This is a genomic window from Nocardiopsis endophytica, assembly GCF_027706725.1.
Classification (GTDB): Bacteria; Actinomycetota; Actinomycetes; order Streptosporangiales; family Streptosporangiaceae; genus Nocardiopsis_A; species Nocardiopsis_A endophytica.
Genome location: NZ_JAQFWQ010000003.1, coordinates 59418 through 79413 on the forward strand (window position 1 = coordinate 59418; position 19996 = coordinate 79413).

Annotated in this window: 14 protein-coding genes and 1 tRNA gene; 9 read left to right on the forward strand and 6 right to left on the reverse strand. The window is 72.6% G+C overall.

The genetic code is table 11. The features are described 5' to 3' along the window. The first annotated feature begins 3 nt into the window (after positions 1-3). Complete coding sequence (locus O4J56_RS01750; protein WP_270683256.1) at positions 4-1638, forward strand: hypothetical protein; 1635 nt, start codon at positions 4-6, stop codon at positions 1636-1638. A 110-nt stretch (positions 1639-1748) separates the two neighbouring features. On the opposite strand, the gene O4J56_RS01755 is transcribed toward O4J56_RS01750, so the two are convergent. Further along, positions 1749-3227, reverse strand: a complete 1479-nt coding sequence (locus tag O4J56_RS01755; protein WP_270683257.1) for an NAD-dependent succinate-semialdehyde dehydrogenase — start codon at positions 3225-3227, stop codon at positions 1749-1751. A 174-nt stretch (positions 3228-3401) separates the two neighbouring features. Here O4J56_RS01755 and O4J56_RS01760 point away from each other — a divergent pair, with 174 nt between their 5' ends. The 3 genes from O4J56_RS01760 to O4J56_RS01770 all read left to right on the forward strand — a co-directional run bounded on the left by O4J56_RS01760 (position 3402) and on the right by O4J56_RS01770 (position 6474). Then, positions 3402-4667: an aspartate aminotransferase family protein gene (locus O4J56_RS01760; RefSeq protein WP_270683326.1), complete on the forward strand. Its 1266-nt coding sequence runs from the start codon at positions 3402-3404 to the stop codon at positions 4665-4667. A 498-nt stretch (positions 4668-5165) separates the two neighbouring features. After that, positions 5166-6203 (forward strand): pectate lyase family protein, encoded by a 1038-nt coding sequence (locus O4J56_RS01765; protein WP_270683258.1) that lies wholly within the window; start codon positions 5166-5168, stop codon positions 6201-6203. Between the two features lie 198 nt (positions 6204-6401). Further along, a tRNA-Arg gene (locus tag O4J56_RS01770) sits at positions 6402-6474 on the forward strand. Between the two features lie 262 nt (positions 6475-6736). Here O4J56_RS01770 and O4J56_RS01775 read toward each other — a convergent pair. Further along, positions 6737-8494: an ATP-binding protein gene (locus O4J56_RS01775; protein WP_270683259.1), complete on the reverse strand. Its 1758-nt coding sequence runs from the start codon at positions 8492-8494 to the stop codon at positions 6737-6739. Positions 8495-8801: 307 nt separating this feature from the next. On the opposite strand from O4J56_RS01775, the gene O4J56_RS01780 reads away from it, so the two are divergent. Next, a complete protein-coding gene (locus tag O4J56_RS01780; protein WP_270683260.1) occupies positions 8802-10109 on the forward strand; it encodes a hypothetical protein in 1308 nt (435 codons plus the stop codon). A 139-nt stretch (positions 10110-10248) separates the two neighbouring features. Here the strand turns inward: O4J56_RS01780 and O4J56_RS01785 are convergent, their stop codons facing one another. Continuing rightward, positions 10249-10569 (reverse strand): MerR family transcriptional regulator, encoded by a 321-nt coding sequence (locus O4J56_RS01785; RefSeq protein WP_270683261.1) that lies wholly within the window; start codon positions 10567-10569, stop codon positions 10249-10251. 163 nt (positions 10570-10732) lie between these two features. On the opposite strand from O4J56_RS01785, the gene O4J56_RS01790 reads away from it, so the two are divergent. After that, complete coding sequence (locus O4J56_RS01790; protein WP_270683262.1) at positions 10733-11155, forward strand: Hsp20/alpha crystallin family protein; 423 nt, start codon at positions 10733-10735, stop codon at positions 11153-11155. A 62-nt stretch (positions 11156-11217) separates the two neighbouring features. Here the strand turns inward: O4J56_RS01790 and O4J56_RS01795 are convergent, their stop codons facing one another. Continuing rightward, on the reverse strand, positions 11218-12600 hold the full coding sequence (locus O4J56_RS01795) for an MFS transporter (protein ID WP_270683263.1): 1383 nt from the start codon (positions 12598-12600) through the stop codon (positions 11218-11220). Positions 12601-12852: 252 nt separating this feature from the next. Between O4J56_RS01795 and O4J56_RS01800 the strand changes: the two genes are divergently transcribed. Genes O4J56_RS01800 through O4J56_RS01810 form a run of 3 tightly spaced genes read left to right on the forward strand, consistent with a single transcriptional unit; the run spans position 12853 to position 16389 of the window. Further along, complete coding sequence (locus O4J56_RS01800; RefSeq protein ID WP_270683264.1) at positions 12853-13488, forward strand: PadR family transcriptional regulator; 636 nt, start codon at positions 12853-12855, stop codon at positions 13486-13488. Then, a complete protein-coding gene (locus tag O4J56_RS01805) occupies positions 13485-15224 on the forward strand; it encodes a sulfatase (protein ID WP_270683265.1) in 1740 nt (579 codons plus the stop codon). Before O4J56_RS01800 ends, O4J56_RS01805 begins: the two co-directional genes overlap by 4 nt. A 46-nt stretch (positions 15225-15270) precedes the next feature. Continuing rightward, a complete protein-coding gene (locus O4J56_RS01810; protein WP_270683266.1) occupies positions 15271-16389 on the forward strand; it encodes a formylglycine-generating enzyme family protein in 1119 nt (372 codons plus the stop codon). Between the two features lie 32 nt (positions 16390-16421). Here O4J56_RS01810 and O4J56_RS01815 read toward each other — a convergent pair whose 3' ends face one another. Both O4J56_RS01815 and O4J56_RS01820 read right to left on the reverse strand, forming a co-directional pair. Beyond that, positions 16422-17309 (reverse strand): alpha/beta hydrolase, encoded by an 888-nt coding sequence (locus O4J56_RS01815; RefSeq protein ID WP_270683267.1) that lies wholly within the window; start codon positions 17307-17309, stop codon positions 16422-16424. Continuing rightward, positions 17302-19974, reverse strand: a complete 2673-nt coding sequence (locus tag O4J56_RS01820) for a glycoside hydrolase family 78 protein (RefSeq protein WP_270683268.1) — start codon at positions 19972-19974, stop codon at positions 17302-17304. The genes O4J56_RS01815 and O4J56_RS01820 overlap by 8 nt, the downstream gene beginning before the upstream one ends. Positions 19975-19996: the final 22 nt, after the last annotated feature.

Consider the following 19996-nt stretch of genomic DNA (forward strand, 5'->3'; position numbering starts at 1 on the left):
CCCGTGCCCGCCCGTCACGACCCCCAGCACCCCGACGACCGGGATCCACTGGCCCCTGCGCCGCCGCAGGACGAGCAGCACGACCGCCGCGAGCACGACCCGGGGACGGGACGGCACCGGCCTCACGAGCACCCCCGGGGCGCGCCGCCCACCGGCCCGCAGCAGGGGCCCTACCCGCCGCAGGTCCGGCAGCCCGCTCCCCCGCCCGGCCTCCAGGGGGCGGCGGAGCCCGCTCAGCCGCAGTGGCCGCAGCAGGCGGCGCCCCGCCAGGATGCGGCCCCGCCGGAGCGGCGGCCGTCGGCGCCGCAGCGGTCCTTCCCGTCCCACCAGGACCCGCGGCCCGCGCAGAGCGGGCCGGAGCCGCCGTCGTTCGCGCCTCCGCCCGGCCCGCACGCGGCGCAGCCCCCGGGGCAGCAGCAGGGCGCCGCGCCGTCCGGTCCCCGGCACGGCGCGCCCACCGGCCCTCAGCATCCACAGCAAGGACCACAGCAGGGGTCGGCATTCATCGACCCCGTGGGCCCTGCGCAGGGCCCGGTACAGGGCACCGCGCAGGGAGGACAGCAGCCCCCGCAGAGCACTCCGCCCCACGGCCGGTACCCCGCTCCGCAGAACAGCGGCCCGCAGCAGGCGCCGCCCTTCGTGGAGCCCAAGCACCCGGCTCCGGGCCCGGCGCAGGGCGGCCCCCACCGCCCTCAGCAGGGGGCACAGTTCCCGGGCCAGGGCACCGGGCCGCAGCAGTCGTCCCCGCTGGTCGAGCCGAAGGGCCCACCGCACCAGGGATGGCACGGCGGCTCTCAGCACAGCGGCCCCGGGTACGGCGGTCCCCAGCAGGCGCCCGCCTTCGCCGCCCCGATGGGGACCGAGCCGCCCGACCAGGCAGCGCCGCGCCCCACCTTCGCGCGCCCTGAGGACGGCCCCGCGCCGACCGGCCCCGCGCACGGCGGGGCGCACTACGCCGACCCGGCCGTCGGCGGCCGTCCGCCGGAGTGGGCCGCTGCCGAGGCCGGCGCCGCGGCCGGAGCGGGTGCGGCGGTCCGCCCTCCCCTGTGGAAGCGGCTCCATCTTCCGTGGATCGCGGGCATCGTCGTCCTGCTGCCCGTCGCGCTCGGCGGCCCGTGGATGCTGGAGAAGCAGCAGTGGCAGGAGACCGGGGCCATCCCGCCCGACCCGGTCCCCGCCGACGGCGACGCCGCCCGCATCTCCGGCAGCGACTGGGAGCTGGTCGGGGTCGTCCTCGACGATTACATGGACACCGAACCGCCTCCGCCGGGCATCACCCTGGTCGACGTGGGATTCAGGGCGACGCCGGGCGACGAACGCTCGGCAGAGCTGTTGAAGACGTGCAGCTTCCAGGCCGTCGGCGCCGACGGCCGGATCTGGGAGACGAGCAACGAGTACACCGACCGCCCCTTGCCGGACGGCGCGGTCTTCCCCGGTTTCCTGGGGTGCTCCGACGCCGAGGGGGAGCCGCTGAAGCCCGGCGACACGGGGGGCTTCGTGGCGAGCTTCCTCGTCCCCGAGGACGCGGCGGAATCGCTGTCGTTCCGGGTGGAGGTCGACACCGGCCTGGGGAAGAAGGAGAGCGACCCGCCGGCCCCCGAGGCCGCCCTGTTCGAAGACCCGGACGAGGAGAACTGAGGGCCGCCGGCCCCGGTCCCACGGCGCCCGGCCCGCGATGATCTCGACGATCGAGCCGTCATTCCGGCTGATCTGACAGCACTTTCGCCGAGATCATCGCCCCGGGGGTCCTACACCGCCCCGAGCCCGCCGATGCCGACGTACTTGACGTCGAGGAACTCCTCGATCCCGACGGTCCCGCCCTCGCGGCCCAGGCCCGAGTGCTTCACCCCGCCGAACGGCGCCGCCGGGTTGGACACGATGCCCTGGTTCAGGCCGACCATCCCCGTCTCCAGCGCCTCGCTGACGCGGAGCGCGCGCGTCACGTCGCTCGTGTAGACGTAGCTGACCAGCCCGTACTCGGTGTCGTTGGCCGCGCGCAGGGCCTCGTCGTCGGTGCTGAACACGCTCACCGGCGCCACGGGGCCGAAGATCTCCGTCCCGTACATCTCGCTGTCCTGCGACACGTTCTCCAGGACGGTCGGCCGGTAGAAGTACCCGGGCCCCTCGGCCGCCCCGCCGCCGACGACCACGCGCGCGCCGCGGCCCACCGCGTCGTCCACCAGGCGCTGCACCTTCTCCCGTGCACGGGCGTCGATCAGCGGGCCGACCTGGACGCCCTCCTCGGTGCCGCGCCCGACCGACAGGGCGCCCATGCGCTCGCCCAGGCGGCGGGAGAACTCGGCGGCCACCGACTCGTGCACGTAGAACCGGTTGGCGGCGGTGCACGCCTCGCCGATGTTGCGCATCTTGGCCTGCATGGCGCCCTCGACCGCCGCGTCCAGGTCGGCGTCGCCGAACACCAGGAAAGGGGCGTTCCCGCCGAGCTCCATGGACGTGCGCAGCACCTGCTCGGCGCTCTGCTCCAGCAGGGTGCGCCCCACCCCGGTGGAGCCGGTGAACGACACCTTGCGGATGCGGCCGTCCCTCAGCAGCGGCTCGGTCACCCCGCCCGGGTCGGTGGTGGGCAGCACGCTCAGCACGCCCTCGGGCAGCCCGGCCTCCTCCAGGATCCCGGCCAGGGCGAGCGCGCACAGCGGGGTCTGCTGGGCGGGCTTGAGGACCATGGTGCACCCGGCCGCCACCGCCGGGCCGATCTTGCGGGTCCCCATCGCCATGGGGAAGTTCCACGGCGTGATCAGCATGGACGGGCCCACGGGGCGCTTCATGATCAGGAAGCGCGACTTGCCGTCGGGCGAGGTGGCGTACCCGCCGGAGACGCGCACCGCCTCTTCGGAGAACCAGCGCAGGAACTCGGCGGCGTAGGCGATCTCGCCGCGCGCCTCGGCCAGCGGCTTGCCCATCTCCAGGGTCATCAGGAGCGCGAGCTCGTCCTGGCGCTCCATCAGGATCTCGAACGCGCGCCGCAGGACCTCGCCGCGCTCCCGGGGGGCGCGGGCGGCCCAGGAGGCCTGGGCCCCGGCGGCGGCGTCGAGGGCGGCGAACGCGTCCTCCCGCGAGGCGTCGGCGACCTCGCACAGGGCCTCCCCGGTCGAGGGGTCCTCCACGGCGAAGGTCGCGCCCCCGGAGGCGTCGCGCCACCGGCCGCCGACCATGAGCCGCTTGTCCACCTGCTCGACGACCTTCACTTCGTCGCTGCGCTGCGCCATCGGTCTGCCGCTCCCTCTTCGTCGTCGCTGCCCGCCCCCTTCCCAGCGGACCGGGTTCGCTAACGGGGCCGCGGGTAGGGGGACCCGGGAGAGCACGGTCTGGACACCGCCCCAGGCGGATGATTCCATAGCGCCGTCGATTGTCAACAATCCTACGGAATGAGGTTCGCGCGCATGGTCGAGCAGTCGGCCCGGCTGTCCCCGGTCCTGAAGCAGGCCACACCGGTCCTCGCCGCCCGCGGCGAGGGCGTGCACATCTACGACGAGGACGGCCGCCGCTACCTGGACTTCACCGCCGGTATCGGGGTCACGAGCACGGGCCACTGCCACCCCAAGGTGGTGGAGGCCGCGCAGAAGCAGGTCGGCACCCTCATCCACGGGCAGTACACCACGGTGATGCACCGGCCGCTGCTGCGGCTCACCGAGGAGCTGGGCACGGTCCTGCCCGAGGGCCTGGACCGCCTCTTCTACGTCAACTCCGGCAGCGAGGCGGTCGAGGCGGCGCTGCGGCTGGCCCGCCAGGCGACCGGGCGGCAGAACGCGGTCGTGTTCGAGGGGTCGTTCCACGGGCGCACGATGGGCGCCGCGTCGCTCACCACCTCCGGCACCAAGATCCGCGCGGGGATCGGGCCGCTCATGCCGGGCGTGGCGGTCGCGCCCTTCCCGTACGCCTACCGGCTGGGGATGAGCGAGGAGCGGGCGGTCGAGTACGCGCTGGCCGAGCTGGACTACCTGTTCGCGACGGTCACCTCCCCCAAGGACACCGCGGCGTTCTTCATCGAGCCGGTCCTGGGCGAGGGCGGGTACGTGCCGGTGCCCGCGGCCTTCCTGGAGGGGCTGCGGCGGCGCGCCGACGAGCACGGGATCCTGCTGGTCGCCGACGAGGTGCAGACCGGGTTCGGGCGCACCGGGCGGTTCTGGGGGCATGAGCACGCGGCGGTCCGCCCGGACGTGGTGATCACCGCGAAGGGGCTGGCCAGCGGGTTCCCGCTGTCGGCGATCGCCGCTCCGGAGAGCGTCATGGAGCGGGCCTGGCCCGGGTCGCAGGGCGGCACCTACGGCGGCAACGCCGTGGCGTGCGCGGCGGCGCTGGCCACCCTGGAGGTCATCCGGGAGGAAGGGCTGGTGGAGAACGCGGCCCGGAACGGCGAACGGCTGCTGTCGGGGCTGCGCAAGGCGGCCGAGGGGCACGCGCGCGTGGGCGACGTGCGCGGGCTCGGACTCATGGCCGCGAGCGAGTTCACGGCGCCGGACGGGTCCCCGGACACCGAGACGGCGACGAAGGCGCACAAGGCGGCGACCGAGCGCGGTCTGCTGCTGCTGACCTGTGGGCCGCACGGGAACGTGGTGCGGATGATCCCGCCGCTGGTGGTCGACGCCGACCAGATCGACGAGGCGCTGGCGATCTGGTCGGAGGCGCTGGCCGACGCCTCGGCCTGAGGCCTTCGTTCGGGAGGCGCCGGAGCCCGCCGGTCGGGCGGGACGCCTTCGGAGGCGGGGCGGAGGGGCCCAGGGGGCGGTGCGCCGTGTGCGTTCGCGCCGTCTGGGCCCCGCGGCGCGGCCGGGTGGACCGGTCCGGCGGACCGGCCCGGCCCCGCGGCACGGCCGGCGGACCGGTCCGGAAAGGCGTCCGAATGGCGCGCCCCGTATCTCCCGCCCTTCCCGAATCGGGACTTCCGGCCAGGAATGGGAAAGCGCTTAACCTATTCCTGCACGTCTCCCACCAGGGAAAATCGACCACTTTTCCCTCCCTTGACAGGATTCTCGGGCCGCCGTAGCGTCCCCTGCACCGGGAAAGCGATTTCCCTCCCTGGGCCCGCCCCGGCCGACGATCCGCCGATGACCCGGCGGCGTTCCGGCCGCCCCGCACCCCCACTGCGGCGGCAAGGCCCGGACGCGCTTCCCGGCCCCTGTCCCCGAATACGAGGAGTCCCCTCGATGCATTCCGAACAGCCCGCGCACACCCGGTCCCGGCGCGGCCGCACCAAGGCGGCCGCCACCGCGGGGGCCGCCGCCCTCGGCGTCGGCGCCGTCGCGGCCGTCGCCCTGGCCCTGCCCACGGGCGGGGGCGACGCGGCGGCGCCGACCGGCGCCCAGGACACCGCTCAGGACGCCGGCTCCCCGCTCGCCGACGCCCCGGTCGGCTGGGCCTCCGAGGACGGCGGCACCACCGGCGGCGAGGGCGGGGAGACCGTGCAGGTCTCCGACGCCGACGCGCTGCTCGACGCCGTCTCCGGCGACGAGGCCACCGTGGTGGAGGTGACCGGCGACATCGACCTGTCGGGCATGAACGACGTCGGGTCGAACACCACCATCGTCGGCGACGGGTCCGCGACCATCACCGGCGGCGGTTTCGACCTGAGCGGCGTCGAGAACGTCGTCATCCGCAACCTGAACTTCAACGGCTGGGACGACGACGCGATCAACGTGCAGGAGGGGTCGACCAACGTCTGGGTCGACCACAACTCCTTCAGCAACGGCTACGACGGCGCGGTCGACGTCAAGCGCGAGTCGGACTTCGTCACGGTGTCGTGGAACCGGTTCACCGACCATTCCAAGACGATGCTGCTCGGCCACAGCGACGACCACACCGAGGACGAGGGCCACCTGCGGGTGACCTACCACCACAACTTCTTCGACGGCACGGACACCCGCCACCCGCGGGTGCGCTTCTCGGCCAGCGCCCACGTGTTCAACAACTACTACGTGGACAACGCCGAGTACGGGGTGGCGTCCACGATGGGCGCCCAGGTCCTGGTGGAGGGCAACTACTTCCAGGGCGTGGACACCCCGACCGAGGTCGGCTACGGCAGCTCCGGCCCGGGTGAGCTGGTGGAGCGCGACAACGTCTACGACGACTCGGGGGAGCCGGCCACCGAGGGCTCCGTCGAGGACCCGCCGTACGACTACACGCTCGACGCGGCCGAGGACGTCCCGTCCCTGGTCTCCGAGGGCGCCGGGCCGCAGGCCCAGTAGCCCGTCCATGGGCGGTGCCCGGGTCTGGGCCCCTCCGCTGGACCCGGGCACCGCGCCCCGCCGCCCCGCTCCCCTCCGGGCGGGGCGGCGCCCTCCCGGCCCGCGAATAATCGGTCAAAGCGCTCCACGGCCCGTGGTAGAGTCTTAGACGTCGCCCGGGAGGACAGCCTCCACCAGGGCGAACACAAGAGAAGACCGGCACTCGTAGCTCAATGGATAGAGCATCTGACTACGGATCAGAAGGTTGGGGGTTCGAATCCTCCCGAGTGCGCAGGAGCCGAAGGGTCCTGGCCAGCGAGAGCAGGCCAGGACCCTTCGCTTTGTTCCGGGGGGGGACGGCCCTCCTGGCATCTCGGTGCTCGGTGCATGTCAACGGACTCACCCTCTGATCAACGGCGAGACTCGCACAGCGCCAAGGTGTCGACGCGTCTTGCCCATGTCCGGCGGCCGAAAGAGCCGACGCCTGGTGAGACCAACCGAATCGCCCTCTGATCAGCCACGGCACTCGTGCTTGAGCAACGTTTCGAGCGACCTCAGATCGGTTCGTCCAAGCGCTGCTGGCCCGTCCGGCGGTAGCGGATGTCGTTCCGGCTCTGGCCCACACTCTCCACCAGGCCCTGCCTCTTCAATCTGTCCAGCCACCGCAGGACCGTCGGCCTGGGCAGGCCCGTGGCGGCCTCGATCTGGACGCGGCTGAGGGTCCGGTCCCCCAGAGCAGCGAGGATCTCTTCCGTTCGGTCCTTGCGGCGTTGGGGCTTGGACTCCGCGGGGGCGGAAGCCCGGGCCGCTGCAGCATCGAGCGCGGGATGCAACCTGTAGCGCGACGAACGACGTGCCCCCTCTTGCACGGCGAGCTCGCGGGCGACCAGATCCTGAAGCTCGCTCGTAGCCACGCGAGAGTCCACGCCCGTGGCGGCTCGGTAACGAGGATTGGTCAGCGACTCTCCCGACCGGAGCAGGGCCAGGCCTATGCACTGGCTGTTCGTGAGTCCGTGCTCGCGCAGGGAGTTGATCCACTCGACGGTGTCCCCGTCCAAGAGCGTGTGGTTGGGGAAGACGACCTTGAAGGACGCCAGCCGGTCCGTGAAGGCCGGAGGCCCCATGTGGGCCGCGCGCAGAGCCTGCAGCATGTCCTGGATCCCGGACCCGCGCTTCTCGCAGACGCTCTGGCCCGTACCGGGGACGGGCACGTCCTGCAGGATGTCCATCAGCACGGCGTTCCGCGCCGAGGAGGGGGGATTGTCCTCGAGGTTGTCGATCGTCACAGCGCCGAAGAGCCCCCCGGGGTTCTGTATGACGAGCCGGTCCGGGTACATCGATACCTGAACCTGTGCACCGCGCGCGTGGCCGGCCAGGTCACGGTGGACGAGAGCATTGACGAGGGCTTCTCGCAGAGCGACCTCCGGGTACTCCCACACGTCCGTTCGACCGACGCCCTGAATGACGGCCCGCCGCTTCATGTTCCGCTTGAGCGCCTGCATGGCGTCGCGGACCATGACGGGGACGGGGCCTTCGAGGGCGACGTTGTCCAAGAAGCGCTCGCCGCTCTGGAGCGACCCGCCACCGGACTCCGGGTAGTGGACGAAACTCACCATGAGCTGGGGGAAGTGCTCCTGCGGGTATTCGCCGAGCGCGAGTAGGCCGCCCAGCGACAGCCGTTCCCGGCCGTCGTCGTCCTTGATCAGCACTCGCATCCTGCGGAGGGCCTCATGGTCCTCCATGTCGGCGTACCGATAGGGCCGACGGGCACGCAGCTGTTCGAGGAACGCTCCGACCAGCTGGGCGTCCAGATCATCGACCGATGTCCCGGGGACCGGTTCGAGGTCTTCCTTGGGCTGTCCCTTCGACGCCATCAACGCGAGGATCTCGTACTGGGTCATGCGGCGGTCGCCGTCGCCGACACGGATGAAGCTGCCCTGGTAGGCGCCCATCGACTTGAGGTGGCAGGGCTTGTCCGCAGGCAGGGTCTCCGGGATCTCGGCGACGATGAGGTCGACCGACTCGAACGTGCGGGTGCTGATGACGGCTCTGATCGGGGGTTCGAACTCCGAGCAGTAGGAGCCGAGGTCCGCGACGAGCTTGCCCGCGTTCCTCACTCCGACGGCTTGGAAGCCGCTCTTCTCGTCCAAGCCGAGAATGAGTACCCCGCCCCGGGCGTTCGCGAAGGCCGACAGCGTCTCATGCGTGCTCTTCGGAAGCTTCTCGTGCGCCCTCTTGACCTCGACGTCGGAAAGGTCTCCCCCGAAGCGCCTGAGGTCCTGGACCAAGGCGAGGAAGTCGTCATCGTGCACACACCGACCCTACTCGGGAGAACCCTCGGTTGCTCACCAGGTTGCTCACCAGGTTGCTCACTCCGACCTAGTGAGCAACCTGGTGAGCATCCTTCGAATGCATGAGGAGACCGCCGACCACCTCCAAGAGCCCCCGGACACCTCCACACCGCTCGACCATGACGACTCGGGACGCCTACGACGGGATCCCCGATCCTCGCCAATTTCCGCCGAGCGTCGCCTAGACTGAGCGCTCACTGAGTACTCACTTGGAGGACCTGTGTCAGAGCACACCAGGAGCGTCAGGCAGGCGAGGCAGGCGCTGAACATGAGCCAGACCGAGGCGGCTCGCCGCGCAGGGATCTCCCTGGCCACTTGGCGGCGCGGGGAAGCGGACATCAATGCGGTTGGGGCCGCCACCAGGCAGAAGATCGACAAGGTCCTCGCCGCAGCGGCGCAGCCGGTCCACTCTTGGGTGCCCCTGTTCAACAAGCGATTCCGCGGCGACCCACTGACGCCCCGGGAGGCCCATCTGCTCGCAACCGAGCTCACGATGAACGGGGAGACCTTCCAGCTCGACGACGACAGTGTCTGGGACTCACACGTCCTACGCGAACTCCCCGACGCCGTCCTGATGTCGGTCGCCGAACGGCCGCAGTGGCACAGGCGCCTCCTCGCGACCTCACAAGAACTCGGCGCCCGCATCGACGATGGGTGGGCCCCCAGAGCCGAGAACCTTGCCGAGGCGGCGGCTCTCCGCATCGCACTCACTTCGCCGTCTCTGGAAGACGACTCGGACCTCACCGGCCTCGGGTACGAAAGCCACCCCCGCGACCTCGACCACGACAGCCACTGGCCCACGATCAAGCGTGCACTGATCCCTCCACGGCTGCAGCAGGCTCTGGTCATGCTCGACTCCGCCCGCTACGCAGCGCATCTCCTCGCCCCGATGAACGTCGACTCGCGGATCATCACCTCGCCCCTTCATCCGGACCGCTGGTGGGAGAAGTGGACAGACGAAGCACAGGAGTGGCTGCACGCGGCGGCGACAGGGGCTCGGCCCTCCCAACGCGAGACCGGGTCCACCGACTTCGACGACAACCCTTCGCAGTCCCAGACGATGGCCTGGGGGATCTTCGAGCTCTTGGCCGAACGGGAAGCAGATCTCGACCTTCTTCTCGGTGGCGCTCTCCGCAAGGAGAGGACCGCACAGATCGCGGACGGCTCCACACCTGCCATCGTGCTTGAGACCCACCTGGGGGACGACGTCGTCATCAAGGTCTCATGCCGTGACCACAGACGGCCACAGCAGACTTCGCCTTGCATCGAAGACACCGCCCCCGTCCGGTCTGCGATCCTCGCCTGGGGACTGCTCGACCTTCTGGACGACACCGGCCCCGCTCTCCAAGAGGTTTTCGAGGGCGACCTCCTGCCCGACCAGCTCACGGTGACCAACGGCTCTGTCCTCGTCCTCCCCGATGCAAGCGGTTTCGATCTGCTGCTGGCCGTGGCCTTCCAGGAACGCACCCGGGAGCGGTCCGCCGCAGTGGACGAGGCGCGGGCTTCTTGGTGGGAGTATCAGCGAGAACTAGAGGAAGAGTTCGCAGCCTTCGACATGGAGTACGGCCAGGACTAAGGCGTTCCAGCTCTCGACCCCAGCGCTATCTGATCTGCGTCCGACGCTCATAAACCCCGGGACGACGCCGTCTGTGCGGCACCGAGGTCCGGTGTCCTGCGGTGCACGTTCGGTGCACACTCCTGGAGGGCGTGTCCGGTCACGGGGGCGTGTCCTTGGGGGGCGCCGGGTCGTCTCCGGCGGCGCGCGCGGATCGGCGGAGGCGGGCGTTCTCCTCCTGGAGCGCGAGGATCCGGCCGATGCCGACCATGTTGACCCCTTGCGCGCTGAGCTCGGCGATCCGGCGCAGGCGTGCGATGTCCTCATCGCTGTAGAGGCGCGTCCGCCCTTCGGTGCGCGCCGGTTCGACCAGCCCCTTCTCCTCGTACTGGCGCAGCGTGGCGGCGGGCAGCCCGACAAGGGCGGCCGCGACCGAGATGGTGTACACGCCCTGATCGCTCCGGGGACGCTCCTCCCGCATGCTCCTCCTCTCCGCGCCGGCCGCGCCCGTCCGCCCGGGCGACCTCGTTCGGCTCCTGGAGGTTTTCTTCCCCGAAGAGGATGTTTATATTGCCCGACTCCTGGTAGATAACATGAGTGTAAGCGCATCAAGGTAGTTGACTCCATGAGGAGGTGGACGCGGGATGCTGATGCGCACCGATCCTTTCCGCGAGTTCGACCGCCTCACCCAGCGGGTGTTCAACGAGGCCCGTCCGGCGGTCATGCCGATGGACGCCTACCGCGAGGGCGAGGAGTTCGTCATCCACTTCGACATGCCGGGGGTGGCGGCCGACAGCATCGATCTCCAGGTCGAACGGGACGTGCTGACGGTCAAGGCCGAGCGGCCCGCCCCTGAGCGGACCGAGGGGCGCGAGACCGTGGTGAGCGAGCGCCCGACCGGTACCTTCTCCCGCCAGCTGTTCCTGGGCGAGACCCTCGACACCGAGCGGATCCGGGCGGACTACGACGGCGGGGTGCTGACCGTGGTCATCCCCGTCGCCGAGCAGGCCAAGCCGCGCAAGATCGCGGTCGGCGAGGGCGGAACCCGCGCCCAGATCAGGGCCTGACCGCCCCGGACCGACACGGGTGCGCCCGTCGGACGTGCGGCCGACGGGCGCACCCCGCCGCCCTATGCGTCCTCGGCCCTGTGCGGGGCCGTGCCGACGGCCTCCGCGCGGCGGCGGTCCAGTTCCGCCTTCACCCGGGCCACATCCCGGGGGTAGGTCAGGTGCAGGATGCCCAGCACCGCCGCGTTGGCGGCCATGAGCGCCACCAGCACCCACAGGAACACCGCCTGCAGGCCGATGGAGTCCGCGAGCCGCCCGGCGCCCAGGGAGAAGGCGGCCCAGCCGATGGTCTCGAAGACGGTGATGAAGACCGCCATCGCCTGGCCCCGCAGGTGCGGGGGGATGACCGAGGAGACGATGGGCCGGTTGACCGGCGGGTTCATCCCCTGGGTGGCCCCCATGAGGGCCCACAGCGCGGCGTAGAACCCGATGCCGCCCAGGTCGGCCTGGGTGGCGGCGAACGCGAAGCCGGCGAACAGCAGCTGCGCGGCCTGGATGTACCAGACGCGGCCGCGGTCCGGCAGGGCGGTGTCCAGGCGCTTGACGAGTTCGCCCCCGCCGAGCGTGCCGACGATGTAGCCGATGCCGAACGGCGCGAGCACGACCGCGGCGGTGGCGTTGTCGAACCCGCGCTCGGTCGCCAGGAAGGTCACCCCGTAGACCGGGATGAGCAGGTGCCCGGACAGCAGCCGGGACACCATCATCACCGTGTAGGAGGGCACGCGGAACAGCCCGAGGATCGCCCGCAGGGACGCCTTCTCCGGGCCGCGCTCGCGCCGGTCGAGGTCGGCGAGCTGGGGCTCGGACGCGCCGATGCCGGGGTCCCTGACCAGCGCCCACTGGGCCAGGCCCGCCAGGACCGCGACCGCCCCCATCGCCATGAGGCCGAGGCGCCAGCCGTTCTCGTCCAGCGTGAACAGGCCGAGCACCGGCCCCATGAACGACCCGATCCCGGCCGCCGCGCCGTAGAAGTAGGAGATGGCGCGCCCCCGGTCCCTGTCGGAGAAGGAGTCCATGATGAGCGCGTTGGCGACCGGGGAGCCGCCGACGAGCGACGCGGCCATGAGGGTGTTGAGGACGAGCAGGCTCCAGAAGTCCTGGCTCAGGCCCGAGGCGATCCCGAAGGCCCCGCCCAGCAGGGACGTCGCCACGAGCACGGTCTTGCGGGAGGTCCTGGCCGCCAGCCAGGTCCACAGCGGGCCGGCGGGCGCGGAGGCGAGCTTGCCGGCGGCGGTGATGGTGCCGAGGTGGCCGTTGCTCAGGCCCAGGGCGGCGGCGACGGTCGGGAAGAGCGTCCCGAGGATGTTGCCCTCGGTGCTGTCGACCGCGGTGGAGCCGGTCAGGGTGGCGAGGTTGCGCCAGCGGTGCCGGACCGGGGGCGCTTGGGCGGGTCCGGCGGGTTCACCGGGGGCGGCGGGGGTGTCCGGGGCGGGGTGCGTGGCCACGTGGGTCTCCTGTCCCGGGACCGGGTGCCCGGTCCCGTGGTGCACGGGGTGGCGCGGCCGTCCCGGTGGACACCGGGCGCGCCGGTGTCGCGTGTCCGCCGTGGGCGGGCCGCCGTGCTGACCATGACACAAGTATCATGGTCGTCGTTCGGGACCATGACACAAGTCACATGGATGGTCAATCCCCCGTGCCGCTTGTCCCGACCATGACACTTGTGTCACGGTGAGGGGGTTCCGGCGGAAGGGGACGCGATGAAACTGGAGCACCTGCTCCTGGGGATCCTGGCGCTGAAGCCGAGCACCGGCTACGACCTGAAGCGGTACATGGACGCCCACGGGCGCTTCCTGCGGTCGAACACGCAGATGAGCCAGGTGTACCGCGCGCTCGGCAAGATGGAGGGGCGCGGCTGGGTCCGGCACGCCACCGAGCCGCGGCCCGGGGCCACCGACGCCAAGCGCTACCGCCTCACCGACGACGGCGCGACGGTGTTCCTGGACTGGCTGACCGGCCCCTACCACCCGCCGACCCGGTTCGAGGAGCCCGACCTGGCCGCACGCCTGGCCTTCGCCGGGTTCATGTCCCGCGACGACGTCATCCGCCTGCTGGACGCGGAGATCGAGACGCGGACCAACGAGATCGCCCGGTACCGGTTCCGCGACCGCAGCACCGGGGCCGAGCCCGTGCTCCCCTACGACCAGGACCTGGCCGAGTACGTGGCGGAATGGATGCACTGGACCGGCGCGAACGCCAAGGACGCCCACATCGCCCGCGTCTCGGAGCTGCGCGATTCGCTGCTCCGCGCCCCCGACCGCGAACCGCTCCGCCCCGCGGTGGACGCGGACCGCGCGGACGGCGCGGAGGGCCCGGGCGAGGAGGCGCGCTCGTGAAGGCCGTCATCCTGATGTTCGACAGCCTGAACCGCCACCTGCTCCCGCCCTACGCCGACACCTTCGTCGACGCCCCCAACTTCGCCCGGCTCGCCCACCGGGCGGCGACGTTCGACTCCTTCTACGCCGGCTCCCTGCCCTGCATGCCGGCACGGCGCGAGCTGCACACCGGCCGCCACAACTTCCTGCACCGCTCCTGGGGCCCACTGGAGCCGTTCGACGACTCGATGCCGCAGCTGTTGCGGGACGCCGGCGTGCACACCCACCTCGCCTCCGACCACCCGCACTACTGGGAGGACGGCGGCGCCACCTACCACACCCGCTACTCCACCTGGGAGTTCTTCCGCGGCCAGGAGGGCGACCCGTGGAAGGGCGTGGTGCCCGACGACGGAGCGGGCGCGTCGTGGCGCGACGCGATGGTGCGCCAGGACCGCGTCAACCGCGGCTACATGCCCACCGAGGCCGACCACTCCCAGACCCGGACCGTCGACGCCGGGCTCCACTTCCTCGACGTCAACGCGCACGCCGACCGGTGGCTGCTGCAGATCGAGCTGTTCGACCCGCACGAGCCGTTCTTCACCCATCAGCCCTACAAGGACCTCTACCCCCGCGACTACGACGGCCCCGCGTTCGACTGGCCCGGCTACCACAAGGTCACCGAGCCGGAGGAGCAGGTGGAGCACGCCCGCCGGGAGTACGCGGCGCTGGTGTCGATGTGCGACCGGTCGCTGGGGCGGGTGCTCGACGCGATGGACGCGCACGGCCTGTGGGACGACACCCTGCTCATCGTCAACACCGACCACGGGTTCCTGCTCGGCGAGCACGGCTGGTGGGCCAAGTCGGTGCAGCCGTGGTTCAACGAGCTGGTGCACCTGCCGATGTTCCTGTGGGACCCGCGCACCGGCGGGCGCGACGAGCGCCGGGGCGACCTGGCGCGGACGATCGACATCGCGCCGACGGTGCTGCGCTACTTCGGCCTGGAGCCCACCGCCGACATGCAGGGCCGCGACCTCGCCCTGCCCGCCGGGCGCGAGGCGACGGCGCTGTTCGGCATCCACGGCGGTCACGTCAACGTCACCGACGGACGCTACGTGTACATGCGGGCCTGCGACGACCCCGGCAACGGGCCGCTCGACGAGTACACGCTGATGCCGACGCACATGCGCTCCCGCTTCGCCCCGGACGAGCTGAAGGACTGGGAGCCGGCCGAGCCCTTCGGCTTCACCAAGGGCCTGCGGACGATGCGGGTGCCCTCCGCCGGAGGGTGGCTGAACCCGTGGCGGCACGGCACCCTGCTGTTCGACCTGCGGGAGGACCCGCACCAGTCCGCACCGCTGCACGACGACGAAGTGGAGCTGCGGATGGCCCGGCTGCTGGTGGAGGCGATGCGCGGGTCCGAGGCCCCGGCCGCGCAGTTCGCGCGGCTCGGCCTTCCCGCGGTGGGCCCGGTGACCCGCGCCCACCTGCACGTGCGCGCCCACGCCGAACGGGCCGCCGCGATGGCCGAGCCGCTTCCCCGTGCGGAGCGGTTGCGCGCGCACGCCCTGCTGACCGCGCCTCTGAACGAGGTCACCGCCACCGCGCGCGGCCGGGACGCGGTCGAGCGCATCGCTCCCGACCTGCTGCGGACCGAACGGGTGGCGCTGCCGCCCGGGCTGAGCCTGTACGACCTCGCGGCGTCCGGGGCGATGACCGCGGAACGCCTGCGGGAGCTCGACGCCGCCTTGGCCGAATGATCCGCCCTTCGTCCCCACCACGGCGCCGTCAGGGAAGGACCGCCGCATGACCACCGCACCGGGTGGGGCCGACCCCGTCGGCCCCATCGCGCACGGCGCCCCGGACACCGCCCCCGGCCGCGGGGCGTGCTGCGCACCCGGGCGGGCGGCCCTGCCGCCGCACGCGGCGGCCGGTGGGCCCCCGCCGGGCGGGGACGGCACGGACCGTTCGGACGGCGCGACCGACACGTCCGACACCGACGGGCGCTCCGGCCCCGACCGGTGGGCGGGGGCGGGCGGCGGCCGCGACGGCCGTCACGGGATCGAGCAGGCGCGGATCCCCGCCGGTGAGTTCACCATGGGCGACTCCTCCGGGGACGGGTCCCCGTGGGACGGTGAGACGCCGCGGCACCGGGTCGCCCTGGACGCCTTCTCCATCGACACCACCGCCGTCACCAACGCCGACTTCGCCCGCTTCGTCTCCGCGACCGGCCACCGCACCGACGCCGAGGCCCACGGGTACTCCGCCGTGTTCCACCTGGCCGTGGCCGCCGGGCCCGGGGACGTTGTGGGCCCGGTGGAGGGCCTGCCGTGGTGGATCGGGGTGCGCGGCGCGGATTGGGCGCACCCGAACGGCCCCCGGTCGGACATCGCGGGCCGGGACGACCACCCGGTGGTCCACATCAGCTGGAACGACGCGGTGGCCTACTGCCGCTGGGCCGGACGACGCCTGCCGACCGAGGCCGAATGGGAGTACGCCGCGCGCGGAGGACTCCCCGCGGCCAAGTACCCGTGGGGCGATGCGGAGGTCGACGAGGGGGGCTGGCGCGCGAACATCTGGCAGGGCAGGTTCCCGTACCGCGACACCGCCGAGGACGGCTGGGCCGGCACCGCCCCCGTGCGCACCTTCGCCCCCAACGGGTACGGGCTGTGGCAGTGCGTCGGCAACGTCTGGGAGTGGTGCCGGGACCGGTTCGACCCCGGCTACTACCGGCACTCCCCCACGGTGGACCCGCAGGGGCCGGCCGGAGGGGCGGCGCGCGTCCTCCGGGGCGGCAGCTACCTGTGCCACATCTCGTACTGCAACCGCTACCGCAACTCCGCGCGGTCCTCCAACACCCCCGACTCCTCCATGGGCAACGCCGGCTTCCGCACCGTCGCCGCGGACACGCCCCGGCACCTCTGACCCCCGGTCAGCGCCCCGGTGCGGCCCCCGCCTCAGGAGCCGCACATGTGGGCCGCCTCCTCGGGGCTCTCCTCCTCGGCGGCCTCCTCACGTGGTCCGCCGAGCACCGCGCCCTCCCCCGAGAGCCAGGCCCGGATGCGGCGCACGGTCCGACGCGCCTGCGGGGACTCCGGCTCATTGAGGTGGCCGTGCAGCGCACCGGGCTCAAGGACGACCGCCACGCCTACACCTCCCGCCGCCAGCTGCGCGGCGTAGGCCTCCCCGGACGGCCTCAGGTCGTCGATCTCCGCGTTGACGATGAGGGTGGGGGGAAGCCCCTCCACGGTTCCGTACGCGGGGAACGCGTAGGGGTGGCGCAGGAGCTCCGGGCGTCCGACGTATCCGAGGTTGAGCTCCTGCGACCGCTCATGGGAGAACCGCCGCTCGGCCGGCGCCCGGGACAGCTTCGCGGCGAGCTCCTCGGAGGGCGCGGGGACCTCCTCGTGGAGCACCGGGTAGACCAGGACGCTGCTCGCCGGGAGCGGCGCGGCGCCGTCGCGCGCCTGAAGCGCCACGGACGCGGCGAGGTTCCCTCCCGCGCTGCCCCCGCCGATGTGCCAGCACCGCGGGGGCACGCCGAGGCCGCCGTCGCCGACGGCCCACTTCCACGCGGCCAGGGCGTCATCGCTCGGGACCGGGAAGTGGACCCCGTCGACCGCGAGCCGGTAGTCCACGGACACGACCGTGATCCCGTCGTCCGCGAGGGCGCCCGCGACCCGGTGCGCCTCGGGGACGTCGAGGTCGCCCATGCGGAACGCGCCCCCGTGGAGCCAGACGAGCCCGATGCCCCAGGGCTTTTCCGGGAGGTAGACCCGGACGGGCACCTCGCCGTGCGGCCCCGGAGCATGCGTGTCCACCTCGGCGTGGCACTGATCAGGCATTCGCGGCCCCGTCCGTGTCCCCGCCCGTGTCCCCGGCCGTGTCGCCGTCTCCGCCGTCGGCGGCCGACCCGGGCCGCCCCGGGGCGAATCCGCACGTGAAGCGGTGGGTCCCGTGGCGCACCCGCCGGGAGGTCCCGTCGGGCAGGACCACGTCGCCTTCCGCACCGACGGGAACGGTGACGGTCGTCTCCAGCTCCCCGCCGCTCAGCCGCCAGGCGGCCGAGGCCCTGCCGTACGGGGTGTCGTGGTGGGCTTCGGCCCAGGTGAGCGATCCGCCGGGCTCAGGCCGGAACCGGATGCGCCGATAGCCCGGTCCGGCGGGGGCGATCCCCGCGACGACCCGGTGCAGCCAGTCGGCCACCGATCCCAGTGCGTAGTGGTTGAACGACGTCATGCTGCTCGTGTTGAGCGCCCCGTCGGGCCGGAGGCTGTCCCACCGCTCCCAGACAGTCGTGCCGCCCGCGAGCACCGTGTACAGCCACGACGGGCACTCGGTGCACTGCAGGAGCAGGTACGCCTCCTCGGTGTGCCCGCCCATCGAGAGCGCGTCGGCGACGGCGGGGGTCCCGGCGAACCCGGTGGAGATCCTGCCGCCCGCCTCGCGCACGAGCTCGGCCAGGCGGGCGGTCCCCGCCCGCCGGGCGCCGTCATCGGGCCACAGGCCGAACACCGTGGTGAGCGCGTAGGCGGTCTGCGTGTCGTCCTTGGGGCGGCCGTCGGGGAGGAACTCGCGTGCGTACGCCGCGGCGACCTCGTCGCCGAGGGCACGGTAGCGGGCGGCGTCCGCGTGCTCCCCGACGGCGTCGGCGATCGCGGCCGTCCTCCGCGCCGTGTGCGCGAAGTAGGCGGTGGCCACCAGGTACTTGTCGGTCGTGGCCTCGAACGGGTTCTCAGGCGGCGCGTTCGGGTCGAGCCAGTCGCCGAGCTGTTCGGTGCCCCGGCAGATCCGGTCGCCGCCGGCCGCCCGCGCGACGTGCTCCAGGTGGGCGCGGGCGCTGTCGTACTGGGCGTGCAGCACCCCGCGGTCGCCCGTGCGCTCATGGAGGACGTCCGGGGTGAGGACGGCCGCGTCGCTCCACACGGCGTACGGGTCCTTCGGCATGCTGCGGAACGGCTCCAGCGGGAAGTAGGGCACCCAGGGCGGGACCCAGTCCTGTTCGGCCTGTTCGGCGGCGAGGTCCCGCAGCCAGGACGACAGCATCCCCGCCGTGTCGTAGAGGAAGGCCGCGGTCGGCGCGAACACCTGGATGTCGCCCGTCCACCCGAGGCGCTCGTCCCGCTGGGGGCAGTCGGTGGGGATGTCCACGAAGTTGGACCGCAGGCTCCAGACGACGTTCTCGTGCAGGCGGTTCACCAGCCCGTCGGAGCACTCGAACCACCCCGTCCTGCGCATGTCCGTGTGGAGGACGCGCGAGACGACGTCGTCCGGGCCGAGGCCGCCTTCCCAGCCGCTGACCTCGGCATAGCGGTAGCCGTGGACGGTGAAGCGCGGTTCCCATTCGATCGGCTCGCCGGACAGGACGAGCTCGTCCGTCGCACGTGCCTCGCGCAGCGGCCCGGTGGCGGGCTCGCCGTCGACGAGGATCTCGGCGTGCCGCATCCGGACGACGGCGCCGCGGGGCCCACGGGCCCGGACCCGCAGCCGCCCCGAGTGGTTCTGCCCGAAGTCGATGATGAACCGGCCCTCGCCCTTGTCGACGATGCCGACGGGCCGCAGCTCCTCGACGCACCTCACGGGCGGTCCCTGCGGCGCGACGAGGGGGACGCCGGGCGGCCCCTCGACGCGCACCGGCGACCAGGACCCGCCGTCGTGGCCGGGGCGGGACCAGTCGGGGTCGTGCAGGCGGGCGTCGAACCGCTCGCCGTCGTAGAGCCCGCTGGACAGGATCGGCCCGTACCCGGCGGTCCATGACCCGTCGGTGGCGACGGTGACGACCCCGCCGTCCGCCGTGACCGCCTCCAGCTGCGCGAGCGCCGCCAGGCGGTCGCCGTACACGTCGAGCGTGCCGCCGCCGAACCCCAGTCGGCCCCGCCACCACCCGTCACCGAGCCAGATGCCGATCGCGTTGCGGCCCGGGCGCACGTGCTCCGTGACGTCGAACGCGGCGTAGCGGAGCCGGTGCCGGTAGCTCGTCCATCCCGGGGTGAGCTCCTCGTCGCCCGCGCGGCGCCCGTTGACCTCCGCTTCGGCCAGGCCGTGGCCCGTCAGGTAGAGCCGCGCCCGCACGACGCCGACGGGCAGGGTGAACTCGCGGCGGAGCCGGGCGGGGCGCCGCAGCGCTGCGGCCTCCTCCTCCCAGGCGGGCCCGATGAGCTCGGCCCGCCAGTCGGCCGGGTCCAGGAGCCCGGCCTCGATGCGGCCGGGCTCGCTCCACGGCCCCCAGTCGCGGTCGCGCACCCGGACCCGGACCGAGGCCCGCTCCCGCGACCGCAGCGGTCGCGCGGGCCAGGGGACCAGGACCTGCTCCGCGCCGCCGAGCTCGTGCGTCGTGACCTCCTCGGTGCCGTCCGGGGAGGTCAGGACGACCTCGAGCCGCGCTGCGCGCTGCCGGTAGTCCGGATCCGCGGCGGGGACGGTCCAGCTCACCCGCGGGGCGGGCTCGCCGGTGCCGAGGCGCCCCGGAGCGTGGTGCTCGAAGGAGGGCGCGGAGGGGCGGGGTGCCATGGGTTCACGTCCGTTCCGGTCG